This window comes from Nocardia sp. NPDC058518 (genome assembly GCF_042719655.1).
Taxonomy (GTDB): Bacteria; Actinomycetota; Actinomycetes; order Mycobacteriales; family Mycobacteriaceae; genus Nocardia.
On the sequence record NZ_JBHXNJ010000011.1, the window covers coordinates 180,267 to 205,648 of the forward strand.

At 67.1% G+C, this 25,382-nt stretch carries 27 protein-coding genes; 9 read left to right on the forward strand and 18 right to left on the reverse strand.

Annotation, left to right across the window (positions count from 1 at the left end):
- Window positions 1–1,737, reverse strand: a complete 1,737-nt coding sequence (locus ACFWPX_RS20525; protein ID WP_378928723.1) for an ABC transporter ATP-binding protein — start codon at window positions 1,735–1,737, stop codon at window positions 1–3.
- A complete protein-coding gene (locus ACFWPX_RS20530; RefSeq protein WP_378928724.1) occupies window positions 1,734–3,566 on the reverse strand; it encodes an ABC transporter ATP-binding protein in 1,833 nt (610 codons plus the stop codon). The genes ACFWPX_RS20525 and ACFWPX_RS20530 overlap by 4 nt, the downstream gene beginning before the upstream one ends.
- A 408-nt stretch (window positions 3,567–3,974) precedes the next feature.
- On the opposite strand from ACFWPX_RS20530, the gene ACFWPX_RS20535 reads away from it, so the two are divergent.
- From ACFWPX_RS20535 to ACFWPX_RS20550, 4 genes are all read left to right on the forward strand, one after another.
- Window positions 3,975–4,550, forward strand: coding sequence for a putative glycolipid-binding domain-containing protein (locus ACFWPX_RS20535; protein ID WP_378915828.1), 576 nt, complete (start codon window positions 3,975–3,977; stop codon window positions 4,548–4,550).
- 45 nt (window positions 4,551–4,595) lie between these two features.
- Window positions 4,596–5,537 carry an RluA family pseudouridine synthase gene (locus ACFWPX_RS20540; RefSeq protein ID WP_378915826.1) on the forward strand — a complete coding sequence of 314 codons (942 nt, stop codon included), beginning with the start codon at window positions 4,596–4,598 and terminating at the stop codon, window positions 5,535–5,537.
- A 127-nt stretch (window positions 5,538–5,664) separates the two neighbouring features.
- Window positions 5,665–6,399, forward strand: a complete 735-nt coding sequence (locus tag ACFWPX_RS20545; RefSeq protein ID WP_378915823.1) for a type II CAAX prenyl endopeptidase Rce1 family protein — start codon at window positions 5,665–5,667, stop codon at window positions 6,397–6,399.
- 182 nt (window positions 6,400–6,581) lie between these two features.
- The gene (locus ACFWPX_RS20550; RefSeq protein ID WP_378928725.1) at window positions 6,582–8,423 is read left to right on the forward strand and encodes a hypothetical protein; all 1,842 of its coding nucleotides are present in this window, start codon (window positions 6,582–6,584) and stop codon (window positions 8,421–8,423) included.
- Window positions 8,424–8,435: 12 nt separating this feature from the next.
- On the opposite strand, the gene ACFWPX_RS20555 is transcribed toward ACFWPX_RS20550, so the two are convergent.
- The 12 genes from ACFWPX_RS20555 to rpsJ all read right to left on the reverse strand — a co-directional run bounded on the left by ACFWPX_RS20555 (window position 8,436) and on the right by rpsJ (window position 15,005).
- On the reverse strand, window positions 8,436–9,638 hold the full coding sequence (locus tag ACFWPX_RS20555) for an MFS transporter (RefSeq protein ID WP_378928726.1): 1,203 nt from the start codon (window positions 9,636–9,638) through the stop codon (window positions 8,436–8,438).
- Between the two features lie 122 nt (window positions 9,639–9,760).
- The gene (rpsQ, locus tag ACFWPX_RS20560) at window positions 9,761–10,030 is read right to left on the reverse strand and encodes a 30S ribosomal protein S17 (RefSeq protein WP_056818470.1); all 270 of its coding nucleotides are present in this window, start codon (window positions 10,028–10,030) and stop codon (window positions 9,761–9,763) included.
- On the reverse strand, window positions 10,027–10,266 hold the full coding sequence (rpmC, locus tag ACFWPX_RS20565) for a 50S ribosomal protein L29 (protein WP_056818473.1): 240 nt from the start codon (window positions 10,264–10,266) through the stop codon (window positions 10,027–10,029). Before rpmC ends, rpsQ begins: the two co-directional genes overlap by 4 nt.
- On the reverse strand, window positions 10,266–10,682 hold the full coding sequence (gene rplP / locus ACFWPX_RS20570) for a 50S ribosomal protein L16 (RefSeq protein WP_056818475.1): 417 nt from the start codon (window positions 10,680–10,682) through the stop codon (window positions 10,266–10,268). The genes rpmC and rplP overlap by 1 nt, the downstream gene beginning before the upstream one ends.
- Window positions 10,683–10,685: 3 nt before the next feature.
- Window positions 10,686–11,480, reverse strand: coding sequence for a 30S ribosomal protein S3 (gene rpsC, locus ACFWPX_RS20575; RefSeq protein ID WP_266296840.1), 795 nt, complete (start codon window positions 11,478–11,480; stop codon window positions 10,686–10,688).
- Window positions 11,481–11,882, reverse strand: a complete 402-nt coding sequence (rplV, locus tag ACFWPX_RS20580) for a 50S ribosomal protein L22 (protein ID WP_067448312.1) — start codon at window positions 11,880–11,882, stop codon at window positions 11,481–11,483.
- Window positions 11,879–12,160, reverse strand: coding sequence for a 30S ribosomal protein S19 (rpsS, locus tag ACFWPX_RS20585; RefSeq protein ID WP_056818481.1), 282 nt, complete (start codon window positions 12,158–12,160; stop codon window positions 11,879–11,881). Before rpsS ends, rplV begins: the two co-directional genes overlap by 4 nt.
- A gap of 14 nt (window positions 12,161–12,174) precedes the next feature.
- Complete coding sequence (gene rplB / locus ACFWPX_RS20590) at window positions 12,175–13,011, reverse strand: 50S ribosomal protein L2 (RefSeq protein ID WP_378915816.1); 837 nt, start codon at window positions 13,009–13,011, stop codon at window positions 12,175–12,177.
- A 32-nt stretch (window positions 13,012–13,043) separates the two neighbouring features.
- A complete protein-coding gene (gene rplW / locus ACFWPX_RS20595; protein ID WP_067448314.1) occupies window positions 13,044–13,349 on the reverse strand; it encodes a 50S ribosomal protein L23 in 306 nt (101 codons plus the stop codon).
- Window positions 13,346–14,020 carry a 50S ribosomal protein L4 gene (rplD, locus tag ACFWPX_RS20600; RefSeq protein ID WP_101464455.1) on the reverse strand — a complete coding sequence of 225 codons (675 nt, stop codon included), beginning with the start codon at window positions 14,018–14,020 and terminating at the stop codon, window positions 13,346–13,348. The genes rplW and rplD overlap by 4 nt, the downstream gene beginning before the upstream one ends.
- The gene (gene rplC, locus ACFWPX_RS20605) at window positions 14,017–14,682 is read right to left on the reverse strand and encodes a 50S ribosomal protein L3 (RefSeq protein ID WP_378915814.1); all 666 of its coding nucleotides are present in this window, start codon (window positions 14,680–14,682) and stop codon (window positions 14,017–14,019) included. The genes rplD and rplC overlap by 4 nt, the downstream gene beginning before the upstream one ends.
- A 17-nt stretch (window positions 14,683–14,699) precedes the next feature.
- Window positions 14,700–15,005 carry a 30S ribosomal protein S10 gene (gene rpsJ, locus ACFWPX_RS20610; RefSeq protein ID WP_040804197.1) on the reverse strand — a complete coding sequence of 102 codons (306 nt, stop codon included), beginning with the start codon at window positions 15,003–15,005 and terminating at the stop codon, window positions 14,700–14,702.
- Window positions 15,006–15,560: 555 nt separating this feature from the next.
- Here rpsJ and ACFWPX_RS20615 point away from each other — a divergent pair.
- The 4 genes from ACFWPX_RS20615 to ACFWPX_RS20630 all read left to right on the forward strand — a co-directional run bounded on the left by ACFWPX_RS20615 (window position 15,561) and on the right by ACFWPX_RS20630 (window position 19,474).
- Window positions 15,561–16,037 carry a hotdog fold domain-containing protein gene (locus tag ACFWPX_RS20615; RefSeq protein WP_378915813.1) on the forward strand — a complete coding sequence of 159 codons (477 nt, stop codon included), beginning with the start codon at window positions 15,561–15,563 and terminating at the stop codon, window positions 16,035–16,037.
- A gap of 65 nt (window positions 16,038–16,102) precedes the next feature.
- A complete protein-coding gene (locus ACFWPX_RS20620) occupies window positions 16,103–16,981 on the forward strand; it encodes an ABC transporter ATP-binding protein (protein ID WP_378928727.1) in 879 nt (292 codons plus the stop codon).
- Entirely contained in the window at window positions 16,978–18,213 is a 1,236-nt protein-coding gene (locus ACFWPX_RS20625) for an ABC transporter permease (RefSeq protein WP_378928728.1), read from the forward strand. Before ACFWPX_RS20620 ends, ACFWPX_RS20625 begins: the two co-directional genes overlap by 4 nt.
- 76 nt (window positions 18,214–18,289) lie before the next feature.
- Window positions 18,290–19,474 (forward strand): lycopene cyclase family protein, encoded by a 1,185-nt coding sequence (locus ACFWPX_RS20630; RefSeq protein WP_378928729.1) that lies wholly within the window; start codon window positions 18,290–18,292, stop codon window positions 19,472–19,474.
- Window positions 19,475–19,530: 56 nt separating this feature from the next.
- Here the strand turns inward: ACFWPX_RS20630 and ACFWPX_RS20635 are convergent, their stop codons facing one another.
- From ACFWPX_RS20635 to ACFWPX_RS20645, 3 genes are read right to left on the reverse strand one after another with little or no spacing between them, the layout of a single operon-like run.
- Window positions 19,531–20,376 carry an ABC transporter permease gene (locus tag ACFWPX_RS20635; protein ID WP_378915804.1) on the reverse strand — a complete coding sequence of 282 codons (846 nt, stop codon included), beginning with the start codon at window positions 20,374–20,376 and terminating at the stop codon, window positions 19,531–19,533.
- On the reverse strand, window positions 20,373–21,182 hold the full coding sequence (locus ACFWPX_RS20640) for an ABC transporter permease (RefSeq protein ID WP_378915801.1): 810 nt from the start codon (window positions 21,180–21,182) through the stop codon (window positions 20,373–20,375). The genes ACFWPX_RS20635 and ACFWPX_RS20640 overlap by 4 nt, the downstream gene beginning before the upstream one ends.
- Complete coding sequence (locus tag ACFWPX_RS20645; protein ID WP_378915798.1) at window positions 21,182–22,183, reverse strand: ATP-binding cassette domain-containing protein; 1,002 nt, start codon at window positions 22,181–22,183, stop codon at window positions 21,182–21,184. The genes ACFWPX_RS20640 and ACFWPX_RS20645 overlap by 1 nt, the downstream gene beginning before the upstream one ends.
- A 315-nt stretch (window positions 22,184–22,498) precedes the next feature.
- Here ACFWPX_RS20645 and ACFWPX_RS20650 point away from each other — a divergent pair, with 315 nt between their 5' ends.
- The gene (locus ACFWPX_RS20650; RefSeq protein ID WP_378928730.1) at window positions 22,499–24,010 is read left to right on the forward strand and encodes an aldehyde dehydrogenase family protein; all 1,512 of its coding nucleotides are present in this window, start codon (window positions 22,499–22,501) and stop codon (window positions 24,008–24,010) included.
- Between the two features lie 4 nt (window positions 24,011–24,014).
- Here ACFWPX_RS20650 and ACFWPX_RS20655 read toward each other — a convergent pair whose 3' ends face one another.
- Window positions 24,015–25,253 carry a TetR/AcrR family transcriptional regulator gene (locus ACFWPX_RS20655; protein WP_378915793.1) on the reverse strand — a complete coding sequence of 413 codons (1,239 nt, stop codon included), beginning with the start codon at window positions 25,251–25,253 and terminating at the stop codon, window positions 24,015–24,017.
- Window positions 25,254–25,382 lie beyond the last annotated feature (129 nt).

Below are 25,382 nucleotides of genomic sequence, written 5' to 3' on the forward strand. Positions count from 1 at the left end.
TCAGGCGGGGACGGGCTCCAGGCGCCAGCCCGTTGCCCGTTCGCGCTCGTTCCAGAAGGCGGCGTAGCGGCCGTTCAGGGCGAGAAGCTCCGCGTGCGTACCGCGTTCGGAGATGCGGCCCTTGTCCAGGAACAGGATCTGGTCGGCGTGGGCGATCGTCGAGAGACGGTGCGCGACGACGAGAACCGTTTTGTCCCTGGTGAGTTCGTGGATGCCACGGACCACGACGGCTTCGCTGTGCGGGTCGAGCGCGCTGGTCGCCTCGTCGAGCAGCACGATCGGGGCGTCCTTGAGCAGGGCGCGCGCGATCGAGACCCGTTGACGCTCACCGCCGGACAGCGAGGTGCCACCTTCGCCGACCGTGGTGTCGAAACCGTCGGGCAGCCGCTCGACGATCTCGTCGACCCTGGCGGCTTCGGCCGCGCGCCGCAGGTCGTCGTCGTCCGCGTCGGGTTTGCCGATGCGGATGTTGTCGGCGACCGAGCGGTTGAACAGGTAGACGTTCTGGAAAACCAGGGCGAGCTGGTCGAGCAGGGTGTCCGAAGGCTGCTGACGCACATCGTGTTCGCCGACCGACACCACGCCGGAGTCCACGTCGTAGAAGCGGGCGGCGAGGCGGAGCAGGGTGGTCTTGCCCGAACCGCTCGGTCCGACGATGGCGGTGGTGGTGCCTGCCGGGACCGTGAAGGTCAGGTCGGACAGGACCGGTTCGTCGGGGCGGTAACCGAAGCTCACTTCGTCGAAGACCACCGCGGGCGCACCGGGCGTGACCGGCTCGGTGGGACTCGGCAGGGGCGATTCGGCCAGCAGGTCGGTGATGCGATCCGCGGCCGCGGCGGCCGAGCGCAGGGCGGCGCCCAGCTGGGCGGCCTGGTTCACCGGTTCGATGAAGCGCGCGCTCACCGCGATCAGCGCGATCGCGGCGGCGGCCGAGACCGAACCGTCGGTCACCTGCACGACCGCGATGTAGGCCAGCACCAGGAACACGGCCTGGACGAACAGCGCGAAGACGATCAGGCCGGGCACCGTCGCGACCATCATCTTCAGGACGGCCGAACGTTGCTGCACCAGTGCGGAATCCAGCTTCTTGTTCCCGGCTCCGACGGCACCGAAGGCCCGCAGCACCGGCTGTGCCTGCGCGAATTCGACTACCCGCGAATCGGCTTCGGCAGCGGCGGTGTGCAGGCGCGCGTCGGCGCCGGTGTAGGCGCGGTTCGCGAGATTGTTCACCAGGTAGAGCACCGGCGCGGCGAGCAGCATCGCCACCCCGATCCGCCAGTCGATGAACAGCATGCCGATCGCGACGACCAGCGGCACGATGATGCCGGTGAGCACCTTGGCGAGCAGGTAGGCGATCAGGCCCTGCATTTCGCGGACCTGCTCGACCATCACGCGGGAGAGCGGGCCCGCGTCGCGGTCTTCGAACCAGCCAAGCGGCAACGCGTTCAGCTGATCGCCGAGGCGGGTCTGCAGACCACGCTGCATGCCGAGACCGATGCGCAGACCGATCACGGCCTGCGCGAAACCGAACACCACCACGCCGGCCACGGCGGCCGTCATCCCCAGCGCCCACAGCCAGGCACCGTTCAGGTTGTCACCGAACAGCGCTTCCAGCACGGGGACCAGCAGCAGGTAGGCGATCGCCTGGAAGAACGCCTGGAGCACGATAACGGCGAGCAGGCGCGGGATCAGCGGGGCGAACTCGTCGGGGACGAGGCGGAAAACCTTGCGAATCATCGTGTTTCCTCCACCAGGGCCAGCGTGCCGAGCGCGGCTTCGTTGATCTCCCACAGCTGCTGGTACAGCCCTCCCGCGACCCGCAACTCGGGGTGCGTGCCCTGTTCGACGATGGCGCCGTTGTCCAGCACCAGGATTCGGTCCACACCGGTGATGGTGTGCAGGCGGTGCGCGATCACCAGGACTGTGCGTCCGGCGACCAGGGCCGCCAGCGCGTCCTGGACCGCGGCCTCGGATTCGGGATCGGCGAAGGCGGTGGCCTCGTCGAGGACGAGCACCGGGGTGTCGGCCAGCAGGGCGCGGGCGATCGAAAGGCGCTGTGCCTCACCGCCGGACAGGGTGGCGTCGACACCGATCTCGGAGTCGTAGCCGCGGGGCAGCGCCAGGATCCGATCGTGGATCTGGGCGGCCCTGGTCGCGCGCTCGATGGCTTCTTGATCGGCGTCGGGACTGGCCAGCAGGAGGTTCTCGCGGATCGAACCGCGGATCAGGCGGACATCCTGGAAGACGAATCCGACGGTGCGGTACAGCTCTTCGCTGGTGAACTCGCGAATATCGCGGCCGTCGACGGTGATTCGGCCCGCGCCGACGTCGTAGAAGCGGGGCAGCAGTTTCGCCAGTGTCGACTTGCCGGAACCACTCGGGCCGACCAGGGCGGTGATCGTGCCGGGAGTCAGTTCGAGATCGATGCCGCGCAGCACGTCATGGCCGGTGCGGTAGGCGAATTCGACGCCTTCGAAGCGGACGATCCCGGTCCGGGCGGTGGCTTCGGTCGCGACGGTTTCCAGTTCCGGTGTCTGCATCAGTTCGTGCAGACGCAGCGCCGCGGCACCACCGGCGCGCAGGGCCTGCGAACCGTAGCCGAGGCCGAGCAGCGAACTGCCGATACCCAGCCCCACCAGCAGGAACGGCAACATATCCAGGGGATCCACCCAGCCGAGGCCGACCCCGGCGAGCCCGCCGAGGACCACCACCAGCATGACGAACACCGGCATCACCACGATGTCGGAGGCCGACTGCACGCGGATGATCGGCATCTTCATCCGATGCGCGGCCTTGACCTGACCGTCGACGGCGTCCTGGAACTCCTTGTGTGCCTTGCCCGCCTGACCGAACGCGCGCACCACCTGGATGCCGTCGACGAACTCGATGGTCGCCTCGACGGTGCGGCGCTCCCAGCGGGTGTAGACCGCGAGGCGGTCGCGGCCGTCGCGGTCCATGATCTTGCCGAACAGGACGAAGTAGGCGATCAGCGGAATCAGCAGCACCAGGGTGAGCCGCCAGTCGACGGTGAACAGGTAGCCGAGGGTCACCAGCGGCACCACCAGTGCGCCGACGAACTCGAGCCGCGCGTGCGCCACCAGGTAGTGCAGGGCCTCGACGTCGTCGCGCAGGTAGTTCTTGACCTCGCCGGAGCTGCGCTCGCCGAACCAGCCGAGCGGTACCCGGGTGAGCTTGCTCGCGAGCAGTCGGCGCAGGGTGAGCTGGTAGCCGGCATCGACCGCGTGCGACCACGTCATCGCGACGGCCTGCAGCAGCGCCCGCACCACGAGCACGATCACGGCCGCGCCGAACAACCACCACACGCGGTCGGTGTCGACCGGGGTGTTCAGCAGTTCACGGCAGGCCGCCACGATCAGCAGGAACGGGACCACCGAGCAGACCGACGCCACGGCCACGATCAGGCTCGCCACCGTGAGCATGCCCGATACCGGTGCCAGAATCTCCTTGCGCGCCTGCGCTTCCCGCTGCTTCTGCGCTTTCGCTGCCGCCTTGGGCAGCCGGTTCCCCGACTCCGCCCCCGGCGGCGGCGCTACCTGCACCGTCATATCGTTCTCGCCTCTCGACCTGTCCGCGGCAACTCCGCCAAAGGTAGGTTAGCCTAAGTTGAGCGGTTGTGGCCGACCGGGGAAGGTTGCGTGAACTGCCAGTCAACCCGTCGGCAATTCGCATTTTCGGGCGTAATTTCCTCCGTACCTCTTGATCTCGTGTAGCGGTGGGAGAACGAAAATGTTTGTCACGTCAATCATTTCAGCAATTGCCGACTGCCATTCCGATCCTGGAAAGCTGTCGCCCGAACAAGCGCATCGGGCGATGCAGATACATCTGGAATGCAGCGTCGACCTGTGCCGGGTCCGACGGCGTGCGCGCCAAGTCCTCGTCGAAGCGAAACTGATGGTGCTCGATCAGCGGGCGGGCTAGCGATTGGTCAGTGGAATCGGGGGAATGCGTTTCTCATGTTCACTCCCCTGCCACCTTCGGCTGCCTGGTTACATCGCGACGCGCGCACCGGATTCGAAGTGACGTATTTCCACGATGATGCGCGCGGAGTTGTCATCGAAGGGTGCGCGACGGCGGTCGAGGACGGGATCGTCTGGGCGATCGACTATCGGCTGCGCCTCGACGGGAGCTGGCATACGCGGTCGGCACAGATCGTCGGGCGATATCCCGAAGGCAGGCGAGCGGTGAACGTGCAGTCCGACGGGTCGGGGCGCTGGCAGGTCGACGGCGCGCCCGCGCCCGAACTCGACGGGTGTCTCGATATCGATCTCGAGGCGTCGGCGTTCACCAATGCCTTGCCGGTGCATCGCCTCGGGCTCGCTGTCGGTGACGCCGCCGACGCGCCAGCGGTCTACCTGCGGGCCGCCGACCTCACGGCGGCCCGATTACCGCAGCACTATCGCCGAATCGCCGATGGGGGCGGTCAGCGCTACGACTACACCGCTCCCGACTTCGACTTCCAGGCCACCCTGGACTACGACGAAGCGGGTCTGATCGTCGACTACCCGGGACTCGCGACGCGCGCCGCCTGAACCCCACGGCGGATCGCGATCACCGGACAGACCACACTTGGTCCTATGCGACGTAGGCAGCAGCCGCCGCTGCCGAAACGGCACGGCTTGGATCCCGCCCGACTCCGGCTCCCGGAGGACGGGCAGTGGGTGACCGTGCGCGACCACCTCGTCGAACGGTTGCCCCGGGTGGATCCGGCCAGAATCGACGCGATGCTGGTGGCGGGCGAGATCGTGGATCTGGCGGGTCCGCTGGCACCGGACGCGCCGTTCGTGCCGGGCAGTGCCGTGTGGTTCCACCGCGATCTGCCCACCGAGACCGAGGTGCCGTTCGAGATCGGCATCGTGCACCGCGACGACGACATCCTCGTGATCGACAAGCCGCACTTCTTGGCGACGATCCCGCGTGGCCAGCACATCTTGCAGACCGCGCTGGTGCGGTTGCGCAACGAGCTCGAACTGCCCGACCTGATCCCGGCGCACCGACTGGACCGGGTCACCGCGGGCCTGCTGCTGTTCGTGGTGAATCCGGCGCGCCGCGGGGCCTATCAGACGATGTTCCACCGCAAGACCGTGCGCAAGGAGTACGAGGCCATCGCGCCCCACGATCCCGCGCTCGAGCTGCCGCGGATCGTGCGCAGCCGGATCATCAAGGAGAAGCAGGTGCTCGCCGCTTTCGAGGTGGACGGTGAGCCCAATGCCGAGACCGAGGTGGAGCTGGTCGAGCACCGCGACGGCCTCGGGCGCTACCGCCTTCGCCCGCACACCGGGCGAACCCATCAGCTGCGGCTGCATATGAACGGGCTCGGCGTGCCGATTCTCGGCGACGATTTCTATCCGGTGATCACCGATAAATCGGTCGACGATTACACCCGGCCGTTGCAATTGCTGGCGGCTTCTCTCGAATTCACGGATCCGATCAGCGCGGTGCCACGGCGGTTCGAGACCCGGCGCACACTGCAGGCGTGGACCGATATGGCCGGATGGTCCGGATCGGCTGTCGAGTAGCTCACAGCGCGGTGAATCCTGCTCGATCTTGGTGGGCGTACTCCGGGCCGCTCAACGCCGGGTTGGTGGGTTGTCCCGCATTCACCGGACCGTTTTCATTTCGTGATATTTCCGTACACTCGGTCGGGTGCCCGTACCCGCCATCGCCGATTCCCGGCCGAAGCTGCATGCCTACATCGATATCGCGGTGGTTGTCGTCGTGCTGGCAGGCACCAATCTGATCGCGCATTTCACGACAGCCTGGGCCAACATCGTCATCGTCCCCATCGCCGCCTTCGCGCTCTTGGCGCTGATGCGCAAACGCGGACTCGGCTGGTCCGAACTCGGCCTCTCACCCAGGCACTGGAAGCGCGGCACGGTGTACGCGCTCGGCGCGGTCGGGATCGTGCTGACCGCGGTCGCGATCGGCGCACTCCTACCGCTCACCAGGCCGTTCTTCCTCGCCGATCGATACGCGACGATTTCCGGCGCCCTGATCGCGTCGATGATCGTCATCCCGTTGCAGACGGTGATTCCCGAAGAACTCGCCTTCCGCGGCGTACTGCACGGCACCCTCGATCGGGTCCTCGGCGTCCGTGGGCTCTTCGCGGCCGGATCGCTGATGTTCGGACTCTGGCACATCGCCTCCTCGTTCGGCCTGACCTCCGGTAACAAGGGCCTGGCAGGCATCGTCGGTGGCGGCCTGCTCGGCCAGCTCGCCGGAATCGCCCTCGCCGTCGCCGCAACCGCCGCCGCGGGCGTCGTATTCACCTGGTTGCGCCGCCGCAGCGGCAGCCTGCTCGCCCCGATCGCCCTGCACTGGTCGCTCAACGGGGCGGGCGCGCTCGCGGCGGCCCTCGTCTGGCACACCGCCCTGCGCTGAACCGGCGCGCCGAAAAACGGCTGCTCCGCGACGATTCCGAATTCCGAATTCCGGCGTGTCGCTGCCGGGAATTCGGCGGAATCGACCCGTTGTCGTTGACCGGGGCACGGTCGGCGTTTACGCTCTCTGGCAATCACACATATGTTCGATAGTCCATATGTTCGAGTGGCGGAAGGCGCGATATGTCCGACGATCGGTTGAGCGAGAATGCCGCGATCGCGCCGAACACCGAGATCACCGCGCTCGCCCAGCAGGTCGCGACGGCCCGCGACAAGCTCCCCCTGCAACACGACACCGCCCTCTACGACGCCCTCTCCGACGACGAGATCCGCGCGGAACGCGAGCTGGCCGAATGGATCCGGGCCCAGCGCCGTAAACAGCGGCGCCGCGCCATCGTCGACGAACTGGCCGCCGACCAGCGCGACCGGCGTACCGGCACGCTCATCCGCCGTACCGACGAAGCCGACGCGCGCTGGCATCGCAAGGCATTGGCCGCCCGACGGCGGGTCTCCAGTGCCGATGCCCGGCTCGCGCAGCTGTATCGGCGGGCGGAGTGGTCATCGCGCGCGCTGATCGCCGTCGTCATCCTCGGGATGGTGTGGGCGGGCGTCAACGTGCAGCACAACCTCGTGCCCAGCGGTGACATGAGCGACCCGCTCTACTGGCTCAGCTTCGGCATCGAGGCGATGATCTCGATCCCGATCATCGTCATCATGATCGCCGCCACCACCGCCGCCCGCTGGGGCCGCGAACTCGAACGCGGCAAGGTACTCGTGTTCGAACTCGCCCTGCTCGGCACCACCGTCGCCCTCAACGCGGGCCCCCACCTGGCCTCCGGATCCTTCGGTCGCGCAGCCGAATTCGCCATCGCCCCGGTGATGGTGGGTGTGGTGATCTGGCTGCACGCCTGGGTGTCGGCACGGTACGCGATATTGATCGAGAGCGCCTCGGTGGAATTGCCGGGGGACACGAGCTACTCCCCCGCCGAGCGGATGATGTCGCCGGCTCTGACGCCGACGTCGGAAGGTGCGCTCCACAGTGTCGAGGCCGTTGCCGGTGTCGAGGCTGCTGCCGGTATCGATACCGTTGCCGTTGCCCGTGTCGAGGCCGTTGCTCCGCCCGCGGAAACGGCCGCGGTGGATCACGAGATCGTCGAAACACCGGCCCAACCGGTCGCTTCGGAGCCCGTGCCGAGTCTGGATCCGCTGGTCGCCGAGGCCGAACGAATCGCCGCGGCGGCGGCCGAGCGCAGCTACCCGCACGGACTTCGCCGCCCCTCCACCGACAAGCCGAACGCCCCCGGCACTCTCGAACTCATCCACAAGGCGGCCGCCGACCATCGCCGCAACGGCACCGAGCACGCCACCCGAACCAACGGTGCCGCCTCGACCTTGCGGCGAATACCGGTCACCACCGCCACGCAGTCCACCGCGGGCGAAGCGACCGGCACCGACCCGGTTCCCGAGGCGACGATGCACGCCGGCACCGTCGCCCGTGACCCTGATGGCGACACTCCACCGATCACCGATCCGGTAGCGGTGCACAACGATCCACAGCCTCCCGCCGCGGAGCCGGAGCAGCTGACGCTCACCGCCGAACCCACCGAGCAATTGGTCCTGCCGACAGAGCCCACCCAGATCGAACCCGTGGCAACCGAGCGGGCAGCGGCGAAACCCGCACCGAGCCCGACCCCCGAGCCGGTCCGCGTTGCCCCCGAACCCATCCCAGCCGCACCCGAGCCGGTCGACGTGGACGTCACCCTCGACGAAGACGACGAAGACCTCCCGTCCCCCGACGACTTCGACTTCGACGAAGACACCGAGGTCCGCGCCCTGGCACGCCAGATCGCCCACCGCAGCCCCCTGCGCCTGACCCTCGAGCAGATCGAAGAGATCCTCGAGCTCACCGACCAATCCTGGTCGGCCCGCAGCATCGGCAGCGAAGTCGGCGTCCCCAGCAGCACTGTCACCAACATCGTCGAATTCGCCCACAAGATCCGCCAGCCCTACGCCTTCACCGGCTGACCACGGATACCGCTATCGCACAGTCGGATCCACGACCGTTGCCGATCCCGCGACAACCTTCGTAGCGCCCCGCCATCCGATCCACACGGCAAATCCCGCCCCCACCGCGATACCGAACAGGCCGGCAACCCCGAAACCGGCTCTGGCACCGCCGATCTCGATCATCGCCCCGCCGAGCACGCTGCCGAACGCACCACCAAGCGTCATCGCCGCACCGTGCCAGCCGATCGCTTCTCCACGACCGCCCTCTGGAACGATGCGGCTCAACTGATCGATCGCCGCGGTCAGCGCAGGCGCGCACAGCAGACCGGCGATGAATCCGGTGATGCCGAGCGTCAGCGGTCCGGTCGCGATCGCCAGGGGCACCGTCACCACGCCGAGCGCGATCAACAATCTGTCGGCGGGAATCGGACGGCGCAGCGCACCGTAGACCAGACCGCCCACCAACGAGCCGAGCCCCCACACCGCCAGGATCACCCCGAGCCACTGCTGGGCGCCGAAGCCGCGCACCGCCGAGACGAAGGTGAGCTCCGAGGCCGACAGCACGCAGATCGCCGCGGCGGCGACACCACACAGCGCGACGAAATCGGCGCGGAACCAGGCGCGACGGGCAACGCGCTCGACTCCGCTCGCACCGGAGTCCGAGCGCAGCAACGGGTTCCACAGCCACAGCACGACACCGGCGAGCACCATGCACATCTGCGCGCCGAACAGCGCGGCGGTCGTCGACCAGTACACCGCGGCGGCCACCCCGAGGACCGGACCGATCATGAACGCCGTCTCGACCGACACCGACTCCAGGGCCAGCGCGGGCTGACGCTGCCGTTCCGTCGTCGCGGCGATGATCGCCAGCCGCACCACACTGAACACCGGCACGTCGTAGAGCCCGGACACCCCCGCGAGGATCAACAGCGGCAGATATCCGGCAAAGGGCGCGATCGACCAGCACACGACGCCGAGCACGATCGCGGGAGCGACGGTGGCCCGCAACCCGTATCGGTCGAGCATCTGCCCACGCCACGGCCCACTCACCGAGACACAGACCGTCACCACCATCGCCAGCGATCCCGCCTGCAACCACGACCCGTGCAGCGTCTCGACCACATGGAGGGCGAGCAGGACCGCCCCGGCGAAATGCGGAATCCGCACCAAGACACCGAGCAACAAGATGTTGCGCACCGCCCCGATCGACAGCACGTCGCGATAGGCCCGCATCGACAAAGCGTGGCAGCCGCGATCCCGCACCGCCACCGAATTTCACCGGCAACGACGAAGGCCCGCCTCCCAGAGGGAAACGGGCCTTCGTAGCAACGATCTCGATGGATCGAGGAGGGACCTTACTTGGCCTTCTCCAGGACCTCGACCAGACGCCAGCGCTTGGTGGCCGACAGCGGACGGGTCTCCATCAGCTGAACGTGGTCGCCGACGTGGGCGATCTCGTTCTCGTCATGCGCCTTCACCTTGGAGGTGGTGCGAATGATCTTGCCGTAGAGCTTGTGCCGGTGACGGTCTTCCAGCTCGACGACGATCGTCTTGTTCATCTTGTCGGAGACAACGTAGCCGCTGCGTACCTTGCGGCTGTTGCGCTCTTCGGTGTTCTCGCTCATGCCGCATCTCCCTTGCCAGCGGGCGCCGTGGCCAGGCCGAGCTCGCGCTCACGCATGACCGTGTAAATGCGCGCGATCTCGTGGCGGACGACGCGCAGTCGACGGTTGTTGTCGAGCTGACCCGTCGCCATCTGGAAGCGCAGGTTGAACAGCTCTTCCTTCGACTCGCGCAGGCGTGCCACGAGCTCTTCTTCGTTGAGCTCACGGAGCTCTGCGGCCGGTGTTTCGGTAGCCATCAGAACTGCTCCTCCCTGGTCACGATCCTGCATTTCATCGGGAGCTTGTGCATCGCGCGGCGCAGGGCCTCACGAGCGGTCTCCTCGTTGGGGTAAGACATCTCGAACATGACCCGACCGGGCTTCACGTTCGCGACCCACCACTCCGGCGAACCCTTACCGGAACCCATGCGGGTTTCGGCCGGCTTCTTCGTGAGCGGACGGTCGGGGTAGATGTTGATCCAGATCTTGCCGCCACGCTTGATGTGGCGGGTCATCGCGATACGCGCCGACTCGATCTGACGGTTGGTGACGTAGGCGGGCTCGAGAGCCTGGATGCCGTACTCACCGAAGGCCACCGCGGTGCCGCCCTTGGCCATGCCGGAGCGACCGGGGTGGTGCTGCTTGCGGTGCTTGACCCTACGGGGCATCAGCATGCGTCAGCCCTCCTTGTTCTCTGCCGGAGCCTCCGCCACTGCAGTGGCGGCGCGACCGACCTCGGTGCTGGTCGCGGTGGTGCCAGTGGCGCCGGACCGACGAGGGCGGCTCGGACGCTCGCGACGCGGGCGCTCCGGAGCAGCGGCGGCGGCGGTCAGTTCACGACGACCACCGACGATGTCACCCTTGTAGATCCAGACCTTCACACCGATGCGACCGAAGGTGGTCTTGGCCTCGTAGAGGCCGTAGTCGATGTCCGCACGCAGCGTGTGCAGCGGAACGCGACCTTCACGGTAGAACTCCGAGCGCGACATTTCGGCGCCACCGAGGCGGCCCGAGCACTGCACGCGGATGCCCTTGACGTTCGGCGAACGCATGGCCGACTGAATGGCCTTACGCATCGCACGACGGAACGCCACACGGTTGGACAGCTGCTCGGCAACACCCTGAGCAACCAGCTGCGCATCCGACTCGGGGTTCTTGACCTCGAGGATGTTCAGCTGAACCTGCTTCTTGGTGAGCTTCTCCAGCTCGGCGCGGATGCGGTCGGCTTCCGCGCCACGACGACCGATCACGATGCCGGGACGCGCGGTGTGGATATCCACACGGACGCGATCACGGGTGCGCTCGATCTCGACCTTCGAGATGCCTGCCCGCTCCATGCCAGTGGCGAGGAGCTTGCGGATCTGAACGTCTTCCTTCACGTATTCCGCGTACTGCTTGTCCGCGTACCAACGCGACTTCCAGTCGGTGGTGATACCGAGGCGGAAGCCATGGGGGTTAATTTTCTGTCCCATTTACTTTGCCCCTCCCTTCCGGCGGCTACGAGTGGCAGCGCCGGTGGTGGGCACGCTCTCGACCTCGATGGTGATGTGGCTGGTGCGCTTGCGAATCCGGAACGCACGGCCCTGGGCCCGCGGCTGGAAACGCTTCATGGTGGCGCCCTCGTCGACAAAAGCAGTCGAGATGACCAGGGTGGCCGGGTTGAGGCCGAGGTTGTTCTCGGCGTTCGCCGCGGCCGAAGCCACGACCTTGGCCACGGGCTCGCTGGCAGCCTGCGGTGCGAACCGCAGGATCGCCAGCGCGTCCTCGACGCTCTTGCCGCGGACCAGGTCCACGACTCGACGGGCCTTCATCGGGGTGACCCGAACGTGCTTGGCGGTTGCGCGTGCAGTCGGGTTCTGAATGGTTTCAGTCATCGCCGCTTGCTCTTCCGGTCGTCCTTGACGTGGCTCTTGAACGTCCTGGTCGGCGCGAACTCACCGAGCTTGTGGCCGACCATGTTGTCCGAGATGAACACCGGGACATGCTTGCGACCGTCGTGGACGGCGAAAGTGTGTCCGATGAAATCGGGGATGATGGTCGAGCGACGCGACCAGGTCTTGATGACCTGCTTCGTGCCCTTTTCGTTCTGCACGTCCACCTTCGCGAGGAGGTGGTCGTCGACGAACGGGCCCTTCTTGAGGCTGCGTGGCATTTCTTACCTCCTCCTTAGCGCTTCTTGCCGGTCTTACGACGGCGAACGATGAGCTTGTCACTCGGGCGGTTGGGCTTGCGGGTGCGGCCCTCAGGCTGACCCCACGGGGAGACCGGGTGGCGACCACCGGAGGTCTTACCCTCACCACCACCGTGCGGGTGGTCGACCGGGTTCATGACGACACCACGGACGGTAGGACGACGGCCCTTCCAGCGCATACGGCCGGCCTTGCCCCAGTTGATGTTCGACTGCTCGGCGTTGCCGACCTCGCCGACGGTGGCGCGGCAGCGCACGTCGACACGGCGGATTTCACCGGAGGGCATACGAAGGGTCGCGTACGGCCCTTCCTTGCCCAGCAGCTGAATGCTCATTCCGGCGGAACGAGCCATCTTGGCGCCGCCGCCCGGACGCAGCTCCACGTTGTGAATCGTGGTACCGGTCGGGATGTTGCGCAGCGGCAGGTTGTTGCCCGGCTTGATGTCGGCCGTGGGGCCGGACTCGATCGGGCTGCCCTGCTTGATGCCCTTCGGCGCGATGATGTAGCGCTTCTCGCCGTCGGCAAAGTGCAGCAGTGCGATGTTGGCGGTGCGGTTGGGGTCGTACTCGATGTGAGCGACCTTGGCCGGGATGCCGTCCTTGTCCAGTCGACGGAAGTCGATGACGCGGTAGGCACGCTTGTGACCGCCACCGCGGTGACGCGTGGTGATGCGACCGTGCGCGTTACGACCACCGGACTTGGTGAGCGGGCGCAGCAGCGACTTCTCCGGCGTCGACCGGGTGATCTCGGCGAAGTCCGAGACGCTGGAGCCACGACGGCCCGGCGTTGTCGGCTTGTACTTACGGATTGCCATGAGTTCTTCTCGCTTTCTGGAGTCCCAGGCGCTTACGCGACCGGTCCTCCGAAGATCTCGATGGGCTTGCTATCGGCCGAGAGGGTCACGAGTGCGCGCTTGGTGTCCTTGCGCTTTCCGTAACCGAATTTGGTCCGCTTGCGCTTGCCCTGACGGTTGGCGGTATTGACGCTGGTGACCTTGACGCCGAAAACCTTCTCAACGGCGATCTTGATCTGCGTCTTGTTCGAATCCGGGTGCACCAGGAAGGTGTAGGTGCCTTCCTCGATCAGCCCATAGGACTTCTCCGAGATGACCGGTGCGAGCAGGATGTCGCGGGGGTCGGCGATGGTGCTCACTTGCTCTCCTCCTGGGCCGCCTCGGCGGGACCGTGAACGAAAGCGTTCAGGGCCTCGACGCTGAACACCACGTCGTCGCTGTTGAGCACGTCGTAGGTGTTGAGCTGATCCGGGGCGATCGGCAGCACGTTCTGCAGGTTCGCCACGCTCTTCCACGCGGCGACGTCCTCGCGGCCGACGACGACCAGGAACTTCTTGCGGCCCGAGAGCTCGGCCAGGAAGTCCTTGGCAATCTTGGTCGACGGGTTCTGACCCGAGACCAGTTCGGTGATCACGTGGATGCGCTCGTTGCGGGCCCGGTCGGAGAGGGCACCGCGCAGGGCGGCGGCCTTCATCTTCTTGGGGGTCCGCTGGCTGTAGTCACGCGGCTGCGGGCCGTGGACGGTGCCACCGCCGGCGAACTGCGGCGCACGGGTCGAGCCCTGACGGGCGCGGCCGGTGCCCTTCTGGCGGTACGGCTTCTTGCCACCACCGGAGACCTCGCCACGAGTCTTCGTGGAGTGGGTGCCCTGGCGAGCGGCGGCCAGCTGCGCGATGACGACCTGGTGCATCAGCGCGACGTTGGCGGTCACGTCGAAGATCTCCGAGGGGAGTTCGACGGTGCCTTCGGTCTTGCCGCCTGCGGCCTTAACGGTCAGCGTCAGGTTGGCCTTCTTGTCGAGGCTGGTCATGCGTGCGCACCACCCTTCACGGCGCTCTTGACGATCACGATGTTGCCCTTGCGGCCGGGGATAGCACCCTTGACCAGGAGCAAACCGTTCTCGGCATCGACCTTGTGAACCGAGAGGTTCTGCGTGGTGACGCGGTCGTTACCCATACGGCCCGACATGCGCATGCCCTTGAACACGCGGCCGGGAGTGGCACAGCCACCGATGGAACCCGGGCGACGGTGCACAGCCTGCGCACCGTGCGAGGCGCCCTGGCCCTTGAAGCCGTGACGCTTCATGGTGCCGGCGAAGCCCTTGCCCTTGCTGATTCCGGTCACGTCGACGTAGGTGCCCTCTTCGAAGACATCAGCCGAGAGTTCCTGGCCGATCTCGAAGGTGGAGGCATCCGCGACGCGGATCTCGGTGACGTGGCGGCGCGGGGTGACACCGGCCTTGGCGAACTGGCCGGAAGTCGGCTTGTTCACCTTGCGCGGGTCGATGGCGCCGAAAGCGATCTGCACGGCCGAATAGCCGTCGCGCTCCACGGTACGAATCTGGGTGACCACGTTCGGGCCCGCCTTGATGACGGTGACCGGGACGACGCGGTTCTTCTCGTCGAAGACCTGGGTCATGCCGAGCTTGGTGCCCAGGATGCCGGCTGCGGGCCGGTTCTTGTTGTCAGTCATTGTGTCTCGAGTCCCCGTCACTGAATGTTGACGTCGACGCTGGCCGGCAGGTCGATGCGCATCAGCGCGTCAACCGTCTTCGGCGTCGGGTCGAGGATGTCGATGAGGCGTTTGTGCGTGCGCATCTCGAAGTGTTCGCGCGAGTCCTTGTACTTGTGCGGCGAACGGATGACGCAGTAGATGTTCTTCTCGGTCGGCAACGGCACAGGCCCGACCACACGGGCGCCGGTGCGGGTCACCGTTTCCACGATCTTGCGCGCTGACGCGTCGATCGCCTCGTGGTCATAGGCCTTGAGCCTGATGCGGATCTTTTGTCCCGCCACGCTAAGTGTCCTTTTCTCCGCTTTCCTTCGTGGTCACAGGAGCTGGCTCCCGCACCACCCTCAATTTGCACAGCCCGAACACAGAAAGACGCCTCAGCGTGGTTTCCCACTAAAGACCCGCAACCAGGGCGCACCAAAAGGCACTACCTAGTCCTCGCCGCTGTTCATCTGTCATGGTTCTCCGGTCCACGCGGTCGGGCGTGTCGCCCTAACGCTTATTCTCCGACCCCGGTCATCTGCTCACCTTGGGCCGGAAGTGCGTGGTCCCGAACGTATCCACACCGGCGAACCGGCGAGATACAAACTACTGCTCCCCTTGCCCAGGCCAACCGCTCCGAAGAGTGGGGATCCTGCGCAAGGCAACCCGAACAGTATGCACCATGCCGACGACGTCCTTCAAATCGGGGGTCATGAGGTATCGATCACGCCACCAAAGGGGCTACTACCTGGACCGCACCGCCGGCTGGGCTGTACCGCGCAATGGTAGCTGGCCTGTCGCCGCGCCTGGTCACCGGAGGGTTCCCAGACAACTTACTTCTGAGTAAGATAGCTGGCATGACACAGGAAACCGCGACCTACCGCGGCTGGAAGAAGCTGCCCGACAACCGCATCGGACACGCGCTGTTCTCGCTCGGCATGGTCGCCCGGGTCCCCTACTTCGGCACCGTGCTGCCCCAGGTGGTTCGCCTCGAACCAGGCATCTGCGAGGTGACCTCGCCGAAGTGGTTCGGCATCCACAACCACCTCGGCACCTTCCACGCGATCGCGGCCTGCAATCTGGCCGAGGTGGCGATGGGCATGCTCAGCGAGGCCACCGTCCCCACCACCCACCGCTGGATCCCCAAGTCGATGAACGTCCAGTACCTGGCCAAGGCGGAATCGGGCCTGCGCGCGGTCGCGAAACTCGACGAGATCCCGGACTTCGACGCCATCACCACGGGCCGGGAACTGACCGTCCCCGTCTCGATCTACGACAAGGACGGCATCGAGGTCGTCCACGCCGACATCACCACCTGGGTGACGCCGCGCTGATTCCGGCCGGGTAAACCGTTGCACCGGTACGGTTGTGGGCAGTCAACGACAGGATGGGGAGTCCGATGTTGGAAGTCGACCGGCTGACGCGGCGGTTCGGGGACAACGTCGCGGTCGACGATGTGTCGTTCGCGGTGCTGCCCGGCGCGTTGACCGGGTTCGTCGGAGGGAACGGGGCGGGCAAGACCACCACGATGCGAATGATCATGGGGGTCTTGGCTATTCAATCCGGCGAGATCCGGTGGGACGGCCGGCCGGTGACCGAGCTGGATCGGCGCTCGTTCGGGTACATGCCCGAGGAGCGCGGGCTCTATCCCAAGCAGCCGGTGTTCGACCAGCTCGTGTACCTGGCCCGCCTACGCGGGCTGCCCGCCGGCGAGGCGAAGGCGCGCACCGAAAGTCTGCTGGAGCGCTTCGATCTGGGTGCGCGCGGTAAGGACAAGCTCGAATCGTTGTCGCTGGGCAATCAGCAGCGCGTCCAGATCGCGGCGGCGGTGATCGCAGCGCCGACCGCGCTGATCCTGGACGAACCGTTCTCCGGACTCGACCCGCTCGCGGTGGATTCGATGGTGGAGCTGCTGCGCGAGTACGCCGATCAGGGCGTGCCGGTGCTGTTCTCCTCGCATCAGCTGGATCTGGTGGAGCGGCTGTGCGATCAGCTGGTCGTGCTCGCCGCGGGCCGGGTGGTCGGGCACGGCTCGGTCGAGGAGCTGCGGTCGAGCGGTGGCTCGCGGTATCGGCTGGTGCTCGACGGTGATCCGGGGTGGTTACGGGAGTATCCGGGGGTTCGGGTGGTCGAGAGTGCCGGGCCGGGCGTGTTGTTCGAGGTCGACGGCGCGGGCACCGATGGGGTGCTGAAGGAGGCGCTGTCGCGGGGGTCGGTGCGGGAGTTCGCCGAAGTGCGGCCGACGGTCGCCGAGATCTACCGGGAGGTGACGAAGTGAGAGGTCAGAGCCCGGAGACAGCTCCTCGCACGGCCACGGTGAACCCCGTCAGCACGAGTGCGTCGCGCAGCGTGTGGCGGATCGTCGCGGCCAGGGAGATCGTGGTGAAGCTGCGTGACCGCAACTTCGTCATCTCGACCGTGGTGACGATCGTGGCGATCGTCGCGTCCCTGGCCGTCAGCGGGTTCCTCAGCAGCAGGCCCGACAAGGTGGACGTGGCGATCGCCGGTTCGGACACCTCGGTCGTGGTCGATACGGCCAATACCCTGGCTGCGGGCGCGGGCACCGACACCACCTTCACCGCGCGTCCCGTCACCGACCGGGCCGCGGTCGAGCAGCTGGTCCGCGAGGACGAGGTCGATGTGGGTCTGGTGCCCGCCGAACCGAGCGGGTGGCAGCTGATCGGCAAGACCGCCGAGGACGATGACGCCACCACCTACATCACCGCCGCCGCGCAGCAGATCGCGTTGCAGCGCAATGCCGCCGCCGCGGGCGTCTCGCTCGAGGAGCTGGGCCGGGGCGCGACGGTGACCTATGACCTGCTCGAGCGGGGCTCGATCGACCCTGGACTCGCCAAGATCGTCTCGTTCGTCTTCGCGTTCCTGTTCTATCTGGCGTCGGTGATGTTCGGCATGTCCATCGCGCAGAGCGTGGTCGAGGAGAAGCAGAACCGGATCGTGGAGATCCTGGCCAGTGCGATGCCGTTGCGGCAGTTGCTGATCGGCAAGGTGGCGGGCAACGCGACACTGGCGTTCGCGCAGCTCGCCCTGTTCGCCGGGGCGGGGCTGGCCGGGTTGGCGATGACCGGCAAGGGCGCTCAGCTGGGCCAGATCGCCGGGGCGGCGGGCTGGTTCATCGTGTTCTTCCTCGTCGGCTTCCTCGCCCTGGCCAGTCTCTGGGCTGTCGCGGGCGCGCTCGCCACTCGCAGCGAGGACCTCCAGTCCACCTCGACGCCGCTCGGGATGCTCATCATGATCGTGCTGTTCGCGGGCATCTTCCTCACCGGCACCGCCCGCGTCATCGCCTCGTACGTCCCGGTCATGTCCATCGTCGCCATGCCTGCCCGCCTGGCCGACGGCACCGCCGCGTGGTGGGAACCCTTCCTCGCCCTCGCCCTGATGGCCGTGGCCACCTACGGCATCGTCGTGATCGCCGAGAAGATCTACCGCCGGTCCCTCATGCAAACCCAGGGCCGTCTGACGATGCGCCAGGCTCTGGCGCTGGAGGACTAGCCACCGCACCGAGACGAAGTGAGTACCGGGTCACAGGGTGCTTGCGTGGCGCGGACGCTGGCGATTGAATGCGGACGTGAGCGTTGCGCGGGAATTCGATATCTGTGTGGTCGGGCTCGGACCGGCTGGGCGGGGGCTGGCGCATCGGGCCGCGGTAGCCGGGTTGCGGGTCGCGGCGGTGGATCCTCGGCCTGAGCGACTGTTTCCCCCGACCTTTTCCTGCTGGGTGGACGAGCTGCCGGAGTGGTTGCCCGCGAGTGCGATCGCGCAGCTGATCGCGGCGCCGACGGTGTGGACCAAGGGTGAACATCGGATCGAGCGGCCCTATTGCGTGTTGTCGAAGGCTGGGTTGCACGCGGCGCTGGCACTCGATGACGCGACCGTTTTCGCGGATCGGGCGCAGCGGGTGGATGCGCACGAGGTGGAGCTCACCGACGGCACGGTGATCGCCGCGGGGGCGGTGTTCGATACGCGGGGGCTGCCGACATCGGGCCGGCGCAGGGCTGCTTCGGCGCACGGGATCTTCGTCGACGCGGAGACCGCGGCGCCGATGGTCGCCGAAGGCGAAGGGCTGCTGCTGGATTGGCGGCCGGAGAACGGGGCGGGCCCTGATGAGCCGCCGTCGTTCCTCTACGCGGTGCCGCTCGGGGACGGGACGGTGATCTTCGAGGAAACGAGCCTCGGGTTGCGCGGCGGGATGCCGCAGCACGAGCTACGCAAGCGCACCTTGACCAGGCTCGCGGCGCACGGCATCCAGCTCACCGGCGACGAACCGCACGAAGCCGCCCACTATCCCCTCGACCAGCCGCCCCCGAAGAAGGGCACTGCGGTGGCGGTGCCCTTCGGCTCGCGCGGCGGGATGATGCACCCGTGCACCGGCTACAGCGTGGCCGACTCACTCGCGCTGGCCGACACCGCCGTCGCCGCGGTGCAGCGCGGCGAGAACCCGATCGAAGCTCTCTGGCCGTGGCGGGCCAGGGCCGTGTACTGGATGCGCATGCGCGGCCTGTGGGGTCTCGGCCGGCTCACCACCGACCAGTCCATCGCCATGTTCGACGCCTTCTTCACCGAATCCGAACGCGGCCAGCGCGCGCTGCTCTCGGCCCACGACGACTACACCGCGCTCGGCGCCGCCCTGTTCAACACCGTCGCCCACACCTGGCCGTTCCGCTGGCGCTACGACCTCGTCGGCTGGACCAACCGCGACCGCTGGCTCGACTACCCCTTCGCCCCCGCCGAAATCGACTCACCCCGCCCATAACGCACTGATCGCCGCCACAGAATTCGTGGCGGCGATCAGCGTTCGACGGCTCGGTCTCAGGACGATTCGGCGGCCTTCTTGTAGCCGACGATCGCCGGATAGGCGAAGACCGCGATCATCCCCACCGTCCATGCGACGGTCTTGAGCAGCGGTTCAGCGACCGGCCCACCGTAGGACAGCCCCTTCATCGCATCGATCGCACAGCTCATCGGCTGATTCGCGACCACATCCTGCAACCAGGTCGGGTAGGCGAAGACCGGAACGAAGCCGGTGTTGAAGAACATCAGCAGCGTGTTGAGGATGCCGATGAGGCTGATCAGCATCACGCCCTCGGTGATCGTGGCCAGCGCCGTCACCATCACCGCGAATCCGATGCCGAACAGCACCGGAACCAGCACCAGCGCGATATTGGCGAACGGGTCCTCCATGAACAGGAACCCCAGCGGCACCGCGACGAGCAGCACGATCACCGTGGTGATCAGAATGCGCAGCATCTCGGCGAACAGCCGACCGGTGAGCAGCGAAGCCTTGTTCAGCGGCATCGTATAGAACCGGCTGAGCAGCCCCGATGCCTTCTCGCGCTTGAATCCGAGCGCACTCACCACCGCGCCGGTCATGGCCGCGACCAGGGTCAGCAGCGCGGCCTGGCCGTAGATGCTGGGGGCACCGGTGGCCGCGGTGATCGAGTCACCGAGCACGATCCGGAACATCAGCAGGGTCACCGCCGGGTAGGCGATGGTCTGGATGGTCGTCGACGGGTCACGCAACCACACCATCAGCAGCCGTTTGGTCTGGATGAGGCTGTGGGTGAACCACACCGACACCGAACCCTCCGGCTTGGCGTGCACCACCGGCAGGTCGGCCGCGGCCTCCTCGACCGACGCCTTCTCGATTGTTGTCATGATCGCCTCACACTCGCCCACACAGCCAGTGGGAGGAAGAAAACAGCCAGTCCGCCGAGCCACGCCAGCGATACCCACGTGCCTGCCCAGCTCAGATGGCCCGCGGCCATATCGCTGAGCGTCTGGGCGAACTGGGAGATCGGCTGGTTGCGCGCGAACGGGCGCACCCACGACGGGAAGCTGGCCTCTGGCACGAACCCGGTCGACATCATGCCGAAGATCAGAATCGGCAGGGTGAGGGCCTGGCTGAGCGCCTCGGGATTCTTGGTCAGGCTGCCAAGCGCGTCGGCGCCGAGCGTGAGCACCACGCCGACGGTCAGCGCGAATCCGCAGAACGCGAGCGCCTGCAACCAGCCGCCGGTGAACCGGAAGCCGATCACATAGCCGTAGCCCACGGTCGCGATCAGCGACACGATCGACCGCACCAGACCCGCGCAGATGCGCGACATCAGCGGAACGAGCGAGCCGATCGGCATGGTCTGGAGTCGAGTACTCAACCCGGTGAGCGCTTCGAACGCCGCGAGCTGCGCGTTCGACATCATCGTCATGGCCATCGTCTGCAGCACGACGATCGGCATCACGTACTGCGCGTAATCGATGCCCTGGACCTTCATCACGTACCGCAAGGGCAGGTAGAAGGCCACGGTGACCACGAGCGGGGTGAGCACCGCGACGATCAGCTCGCCCTTGGTGGCCATGGTGTGCACGATGCGCCCGGTCAGCGCGCGCCACTGCGCGAAGCTGCTCGGGTGCACAGCGGGAAGCTCGGCGAACAACGTGTTCGCCGCGGGGGTGGAGACGCTCACTAGTGGCCGCCCGAATGACCGGTGATCGAGAGGAACACGTCGTCGAGCGAGGGCCTGCGCAGGGCGATGTCGGCCAGGTCGATGCCCGCGTTGTCGAGCCTGCGCAGCGCCTCGGCGAGGGTGGCGGCGCCGTCGGCCGCGGGGATGGACACCTTGTCGGCGCCGTCGATATCGGCGGCGACGGCGGCCGGGACCAGATCACCGAGTGCCTGCACGGTCGCCGGGAGGCGGCTCGGGTCGAGCGGGACGATCTCGCAGTAGCTGCCGCCGGTCTTGGCCTTGAGCTGGTCGGCGGTGCCTTCCGCGATGACCGTGCCCTTGTCGATGACGATGATGTTGTCGCTGAGCACGTCGGCCTCTTCGAGGTACTGCGTGGTGAGCAACACCGTGATGCCCTGATTCTTGAGCGCGGTCACCAGATCCCACACGCCCTGACGGCTGCGCGGGTCGAGGCCGGTGGTCGGCTCGTCGAGGAACACCACTTCGGGCCGCACGACCAGCCCGCAGGCGATGTCGACGCGACGGCGCATGCCGCCGGAGTAGTTGCGCACGGCCCGCTTACCAGCGCTGACCAGGTCGAATTCTTCGAGCAGCACCTCGGCGCGCTTGCGGGCGGCCGACTTGGTCAAGCCCATCAGCCGACCGAACAGCTCGAGGTTCTCCCGGCCGGTCAGGTTCTCGTCGAGCGCGGCGTACTGGCCGGTCATCATGATCGCGCGGCGCACGCCCGCGGCGTCGGTGAGCACGTCGTGCCCGGCGACCACGGCGGTGCCGGAGTCGGGGCGAAGCAGCGTCGACAGGACCTTCACCATGGTGGTCTTGCCCGCACCGTTGGGTCCGAGGATGCCCAGCACACTGGCCTTTTCGGCCTGGAAACTGATGCCCTGCAGGGCGTGCACGTCACCGAACGACTTGCGCACGTCGGACACCAGCACCGCGGGTTCACTGTCGCGCGACGCGACATCACCTGCGGGCGAATCCACTGAGATCGAACTCGGCATCAACTCTCCACCATCGGCCGGGTGCGCACGGCCTGAACGAGACGAGCGCACGCGGAAAAAATCTTCCCGGTAAGTGATCCATACCGTTCGGCGCGATGTTACCGGTCCGGCGGTTTTCCCGGCCCGGGTCCGCGTTGACGCGCCCGGTTTGCCGGGCGTTCTTCGCCGACCGCGGTGGTGTTACGTTTCTCACGTGGGCAGTGCAAGGGCAGTGCGCCGACCTTGTCGGCCGGGCTGTGCACCCATACCCTGACAGCGGGGAAACACTCGTCTCACCGGCCCGCGTGCGGGCATGTTCGATCTGGGGAGGTGACCATGGTCGAGTCGGCTTCTACCGCCGCCGCGCCTACCGGTCGATCCGATGTGCTGACGGCATTCGATCCGCGCACCGGTGAACAGCTCGCGCAGTATCCCGTGCAGGGCACGGCCGAGGTCACCCGCGCGGTGCGCACCGCACGCGCCACCCAGAACTGGTGGGGGGAACTGGCTTTCGGCGACCGCAAGCGCCTGCTGCTCGAATGGCGCCGCCAGATCGCCCGCAACGCAGGCGAATTGGTGGAGATCCTGCGCAGCGAGACCGGCAAACCGGAAGCCGACGCCACCCTGGAAGTGATGCTGGCGGTGGAGAATCTGGATTGGGCCGCCCGCAATGCCGAGCGCACCCTCGGCAGGAAACGCCTGCCCACCGGCTGGTTGACCCGCAATCAGCACGCGTCCGTCGGCTATCTGCCGCTGGGTGTGATCGGGGTGCTCGGCGCGTGGAACAACCCGGTGTTCACGCCGATGGGTTCGATCGCCTACGCCATGGCCGCCGGCAACGCGGTGGTGTTCAATCCGCACGAACTCAGCACCGGCGTCGGCACCTGGCTGGCCGACAGCTGGGCCGCGGTATCGCCCGAACAACCTGTGCTGCAAGCGGTTACCGGAAATTCGCGGACCGCCACCGCCCTGTGCAAGGCCGGGGTGAACAAGATCGCCTACGCCGGGCCCGAAGCGCGCGGACGCGAGGTGATCGCGCTGTGCGCCCAGACGCTGACGCCGGTGGTGGTGGAGAACAGCGGCAAGGGCAGCATGATCGTGCACGTCGACGCGGTGCTCGACGCGGCCGCGGAGGCAGCGGTGTTCGGCGCGATGGCCAACGCCGGGCAGAACTCCTCGGGCATCCAGCGCTGTTATGTCGCCGATTCGGTGTTCGACGATTTCCTGGCCAAAGTGGCCGAGCGGGCGGCGAAGTTGCGTCCCGGCGCCGACAACCGCTCCTCTTATGGGCCGATGATCAATGCCACCCAGGTCGACGTGGTGCGCAAACAGGTCCGCGACGCGCTCGCCCGCGGCGGGCACGCGGTGCTCGGCGGGCTCGATTCGTTCCGCGACCCGTATGTGGAACCGATCGTGCTGGCCGAGGTTCCCGAGGACAGCATCGCGATCACCGGCGAAGGGATCGGCCCGGTGCTCGTGGTGAACCGGGTCGCCGATCTGGCCGACGCGGTCACCCGGGTCAACGCGGCGGGCAACGGCATCGCCGTCACCATCTTCACCCTCGATATCCCCAGCGCCGAACTCATCGCCGAACAGATCGAAGTCGGTGTGGTGACGGTGAATTCGTCGACCGCGTTCACCGGGATCCCGGCGCTGCCGTTCGGCGGTGTCGGCGAATACGGCCAGGGGCACAGCCACGGTCAACAGGGTCTGCGCGAATACAGCCGCACGATGTCGATCGCGCGCAGGCGCTACCGGGCGCCGATCCGGCTGTCCACCTTCGACCGTCGCCCAGGGCATTTACAGGCGGCGAAAGCGCTGTTCCGCTTACGCCACGGCCGCGGCTGACCCGCTAGTTCCCGTCCGCCGAGCCGCTGCCGAGCAGCACCGCGTCGGTGAGGGCGGCCAGGCGGGCCAGCTGTTCGGGACGCGAGTCGAAGCGCAGCAGCCGACCGACATCGATGATCTGGCCGACGGCGGCGTGCACGCGGAAACGGGCTTCGATCTGGTCGCCGTCGAGCAGGTTCGCCCATTCGAGGATGTTCTGCCGCTGGATGGCGCGCAGGCGGTGCTGCTCGGCCTGCGGGAGGTTGCTGAACTCCGCGTAGTAGACCGGCATGATCTCGGGCGTCGCGAAGGTGAGGCGGGCGTGCTGGTCGGCGATGCGGCGGGCGGCGTCGGCGCGGTCCTCGCCCTCGGCCAGTGCCTCGCCGATCGCGACCGCGAGCCGATCGGCGGTGCGATGGAAGGCCGCCGCGAGCAGATCGGCCTTGCTGTCGAAGTGGCGGTACACGCTGGAGGCGTTGATGCCGACGGCGGCGCCGATCTCCTCGATGCCCGATTCGTGATACCCGTTGCGGCCGAAGATCCGGATCGCCTCGGTGAGCAGCTGTTCACGTTTCGAGGTGACCGGCAAGCCACGTGGCTGCTTGTCGGGCTCGGCCTCGGCCGGGGTCGGCGGCAGCTCGGCGCGCACGATCGCCCAGGCCATCTCGAGCTGCACCGCGAGCATGCGTCCGTGCGAGAGGGTGGTGCGGTGCGCGGCGATACTTGCCAGCGAACTCAGCGCGCCGACCGCGAGCAGGATGACATCGTCGGCGCTCGCCTCCGGCCGCACCTCGGCGACCCGCGCGGCGACGTTCGCCTCGAGTTCGCGATAGAACGCGCGAATGCGCACCCGGTCCTCGCGCTCGAGGTAGCGGCGTTCCCAGCGGTAGAGCCCCGCCTCGCGGCGGATGTCGATATTGCGTTCGGCGACGGCGGTGAGCACCGCGTCGAGCCTGGCTTCGGGGCTCAGCGCCGGATCGTCGGCCGCGGCCGCGACATCGCGCAAACCCCGGGCACCCTCCTCGGCGGCGGCGACTAGCAGCGCGTATTTGTTGGCGAAGTGGCGGTACAGCGCGGGTCCGGAGATGCCGACCTCGGCGGCGATCTCGTCCACGCCGACCGGGTAGTAACCACGCGCGCTGAACGCACGGGCGGCGGCCCGCATGATCTGCATCTTGCGGTCCTTGGGCCTGCGGCGCACGACGCGGGCAGGTGCGATCGTCGGCTCGCGGGCCTGTTCGGCCTCACTGCGATCGGCGACCATGCACTCACTTTCCGTTGCGCGAACCGGATTGGACCAGTCAACCTAAGTTAACCACAATTCGCAAACGGCGAGGGCAGGACGAGGAAATGGAACCGCCCCGGCAGCGACGTACTCGCTACCGGGGCGGTT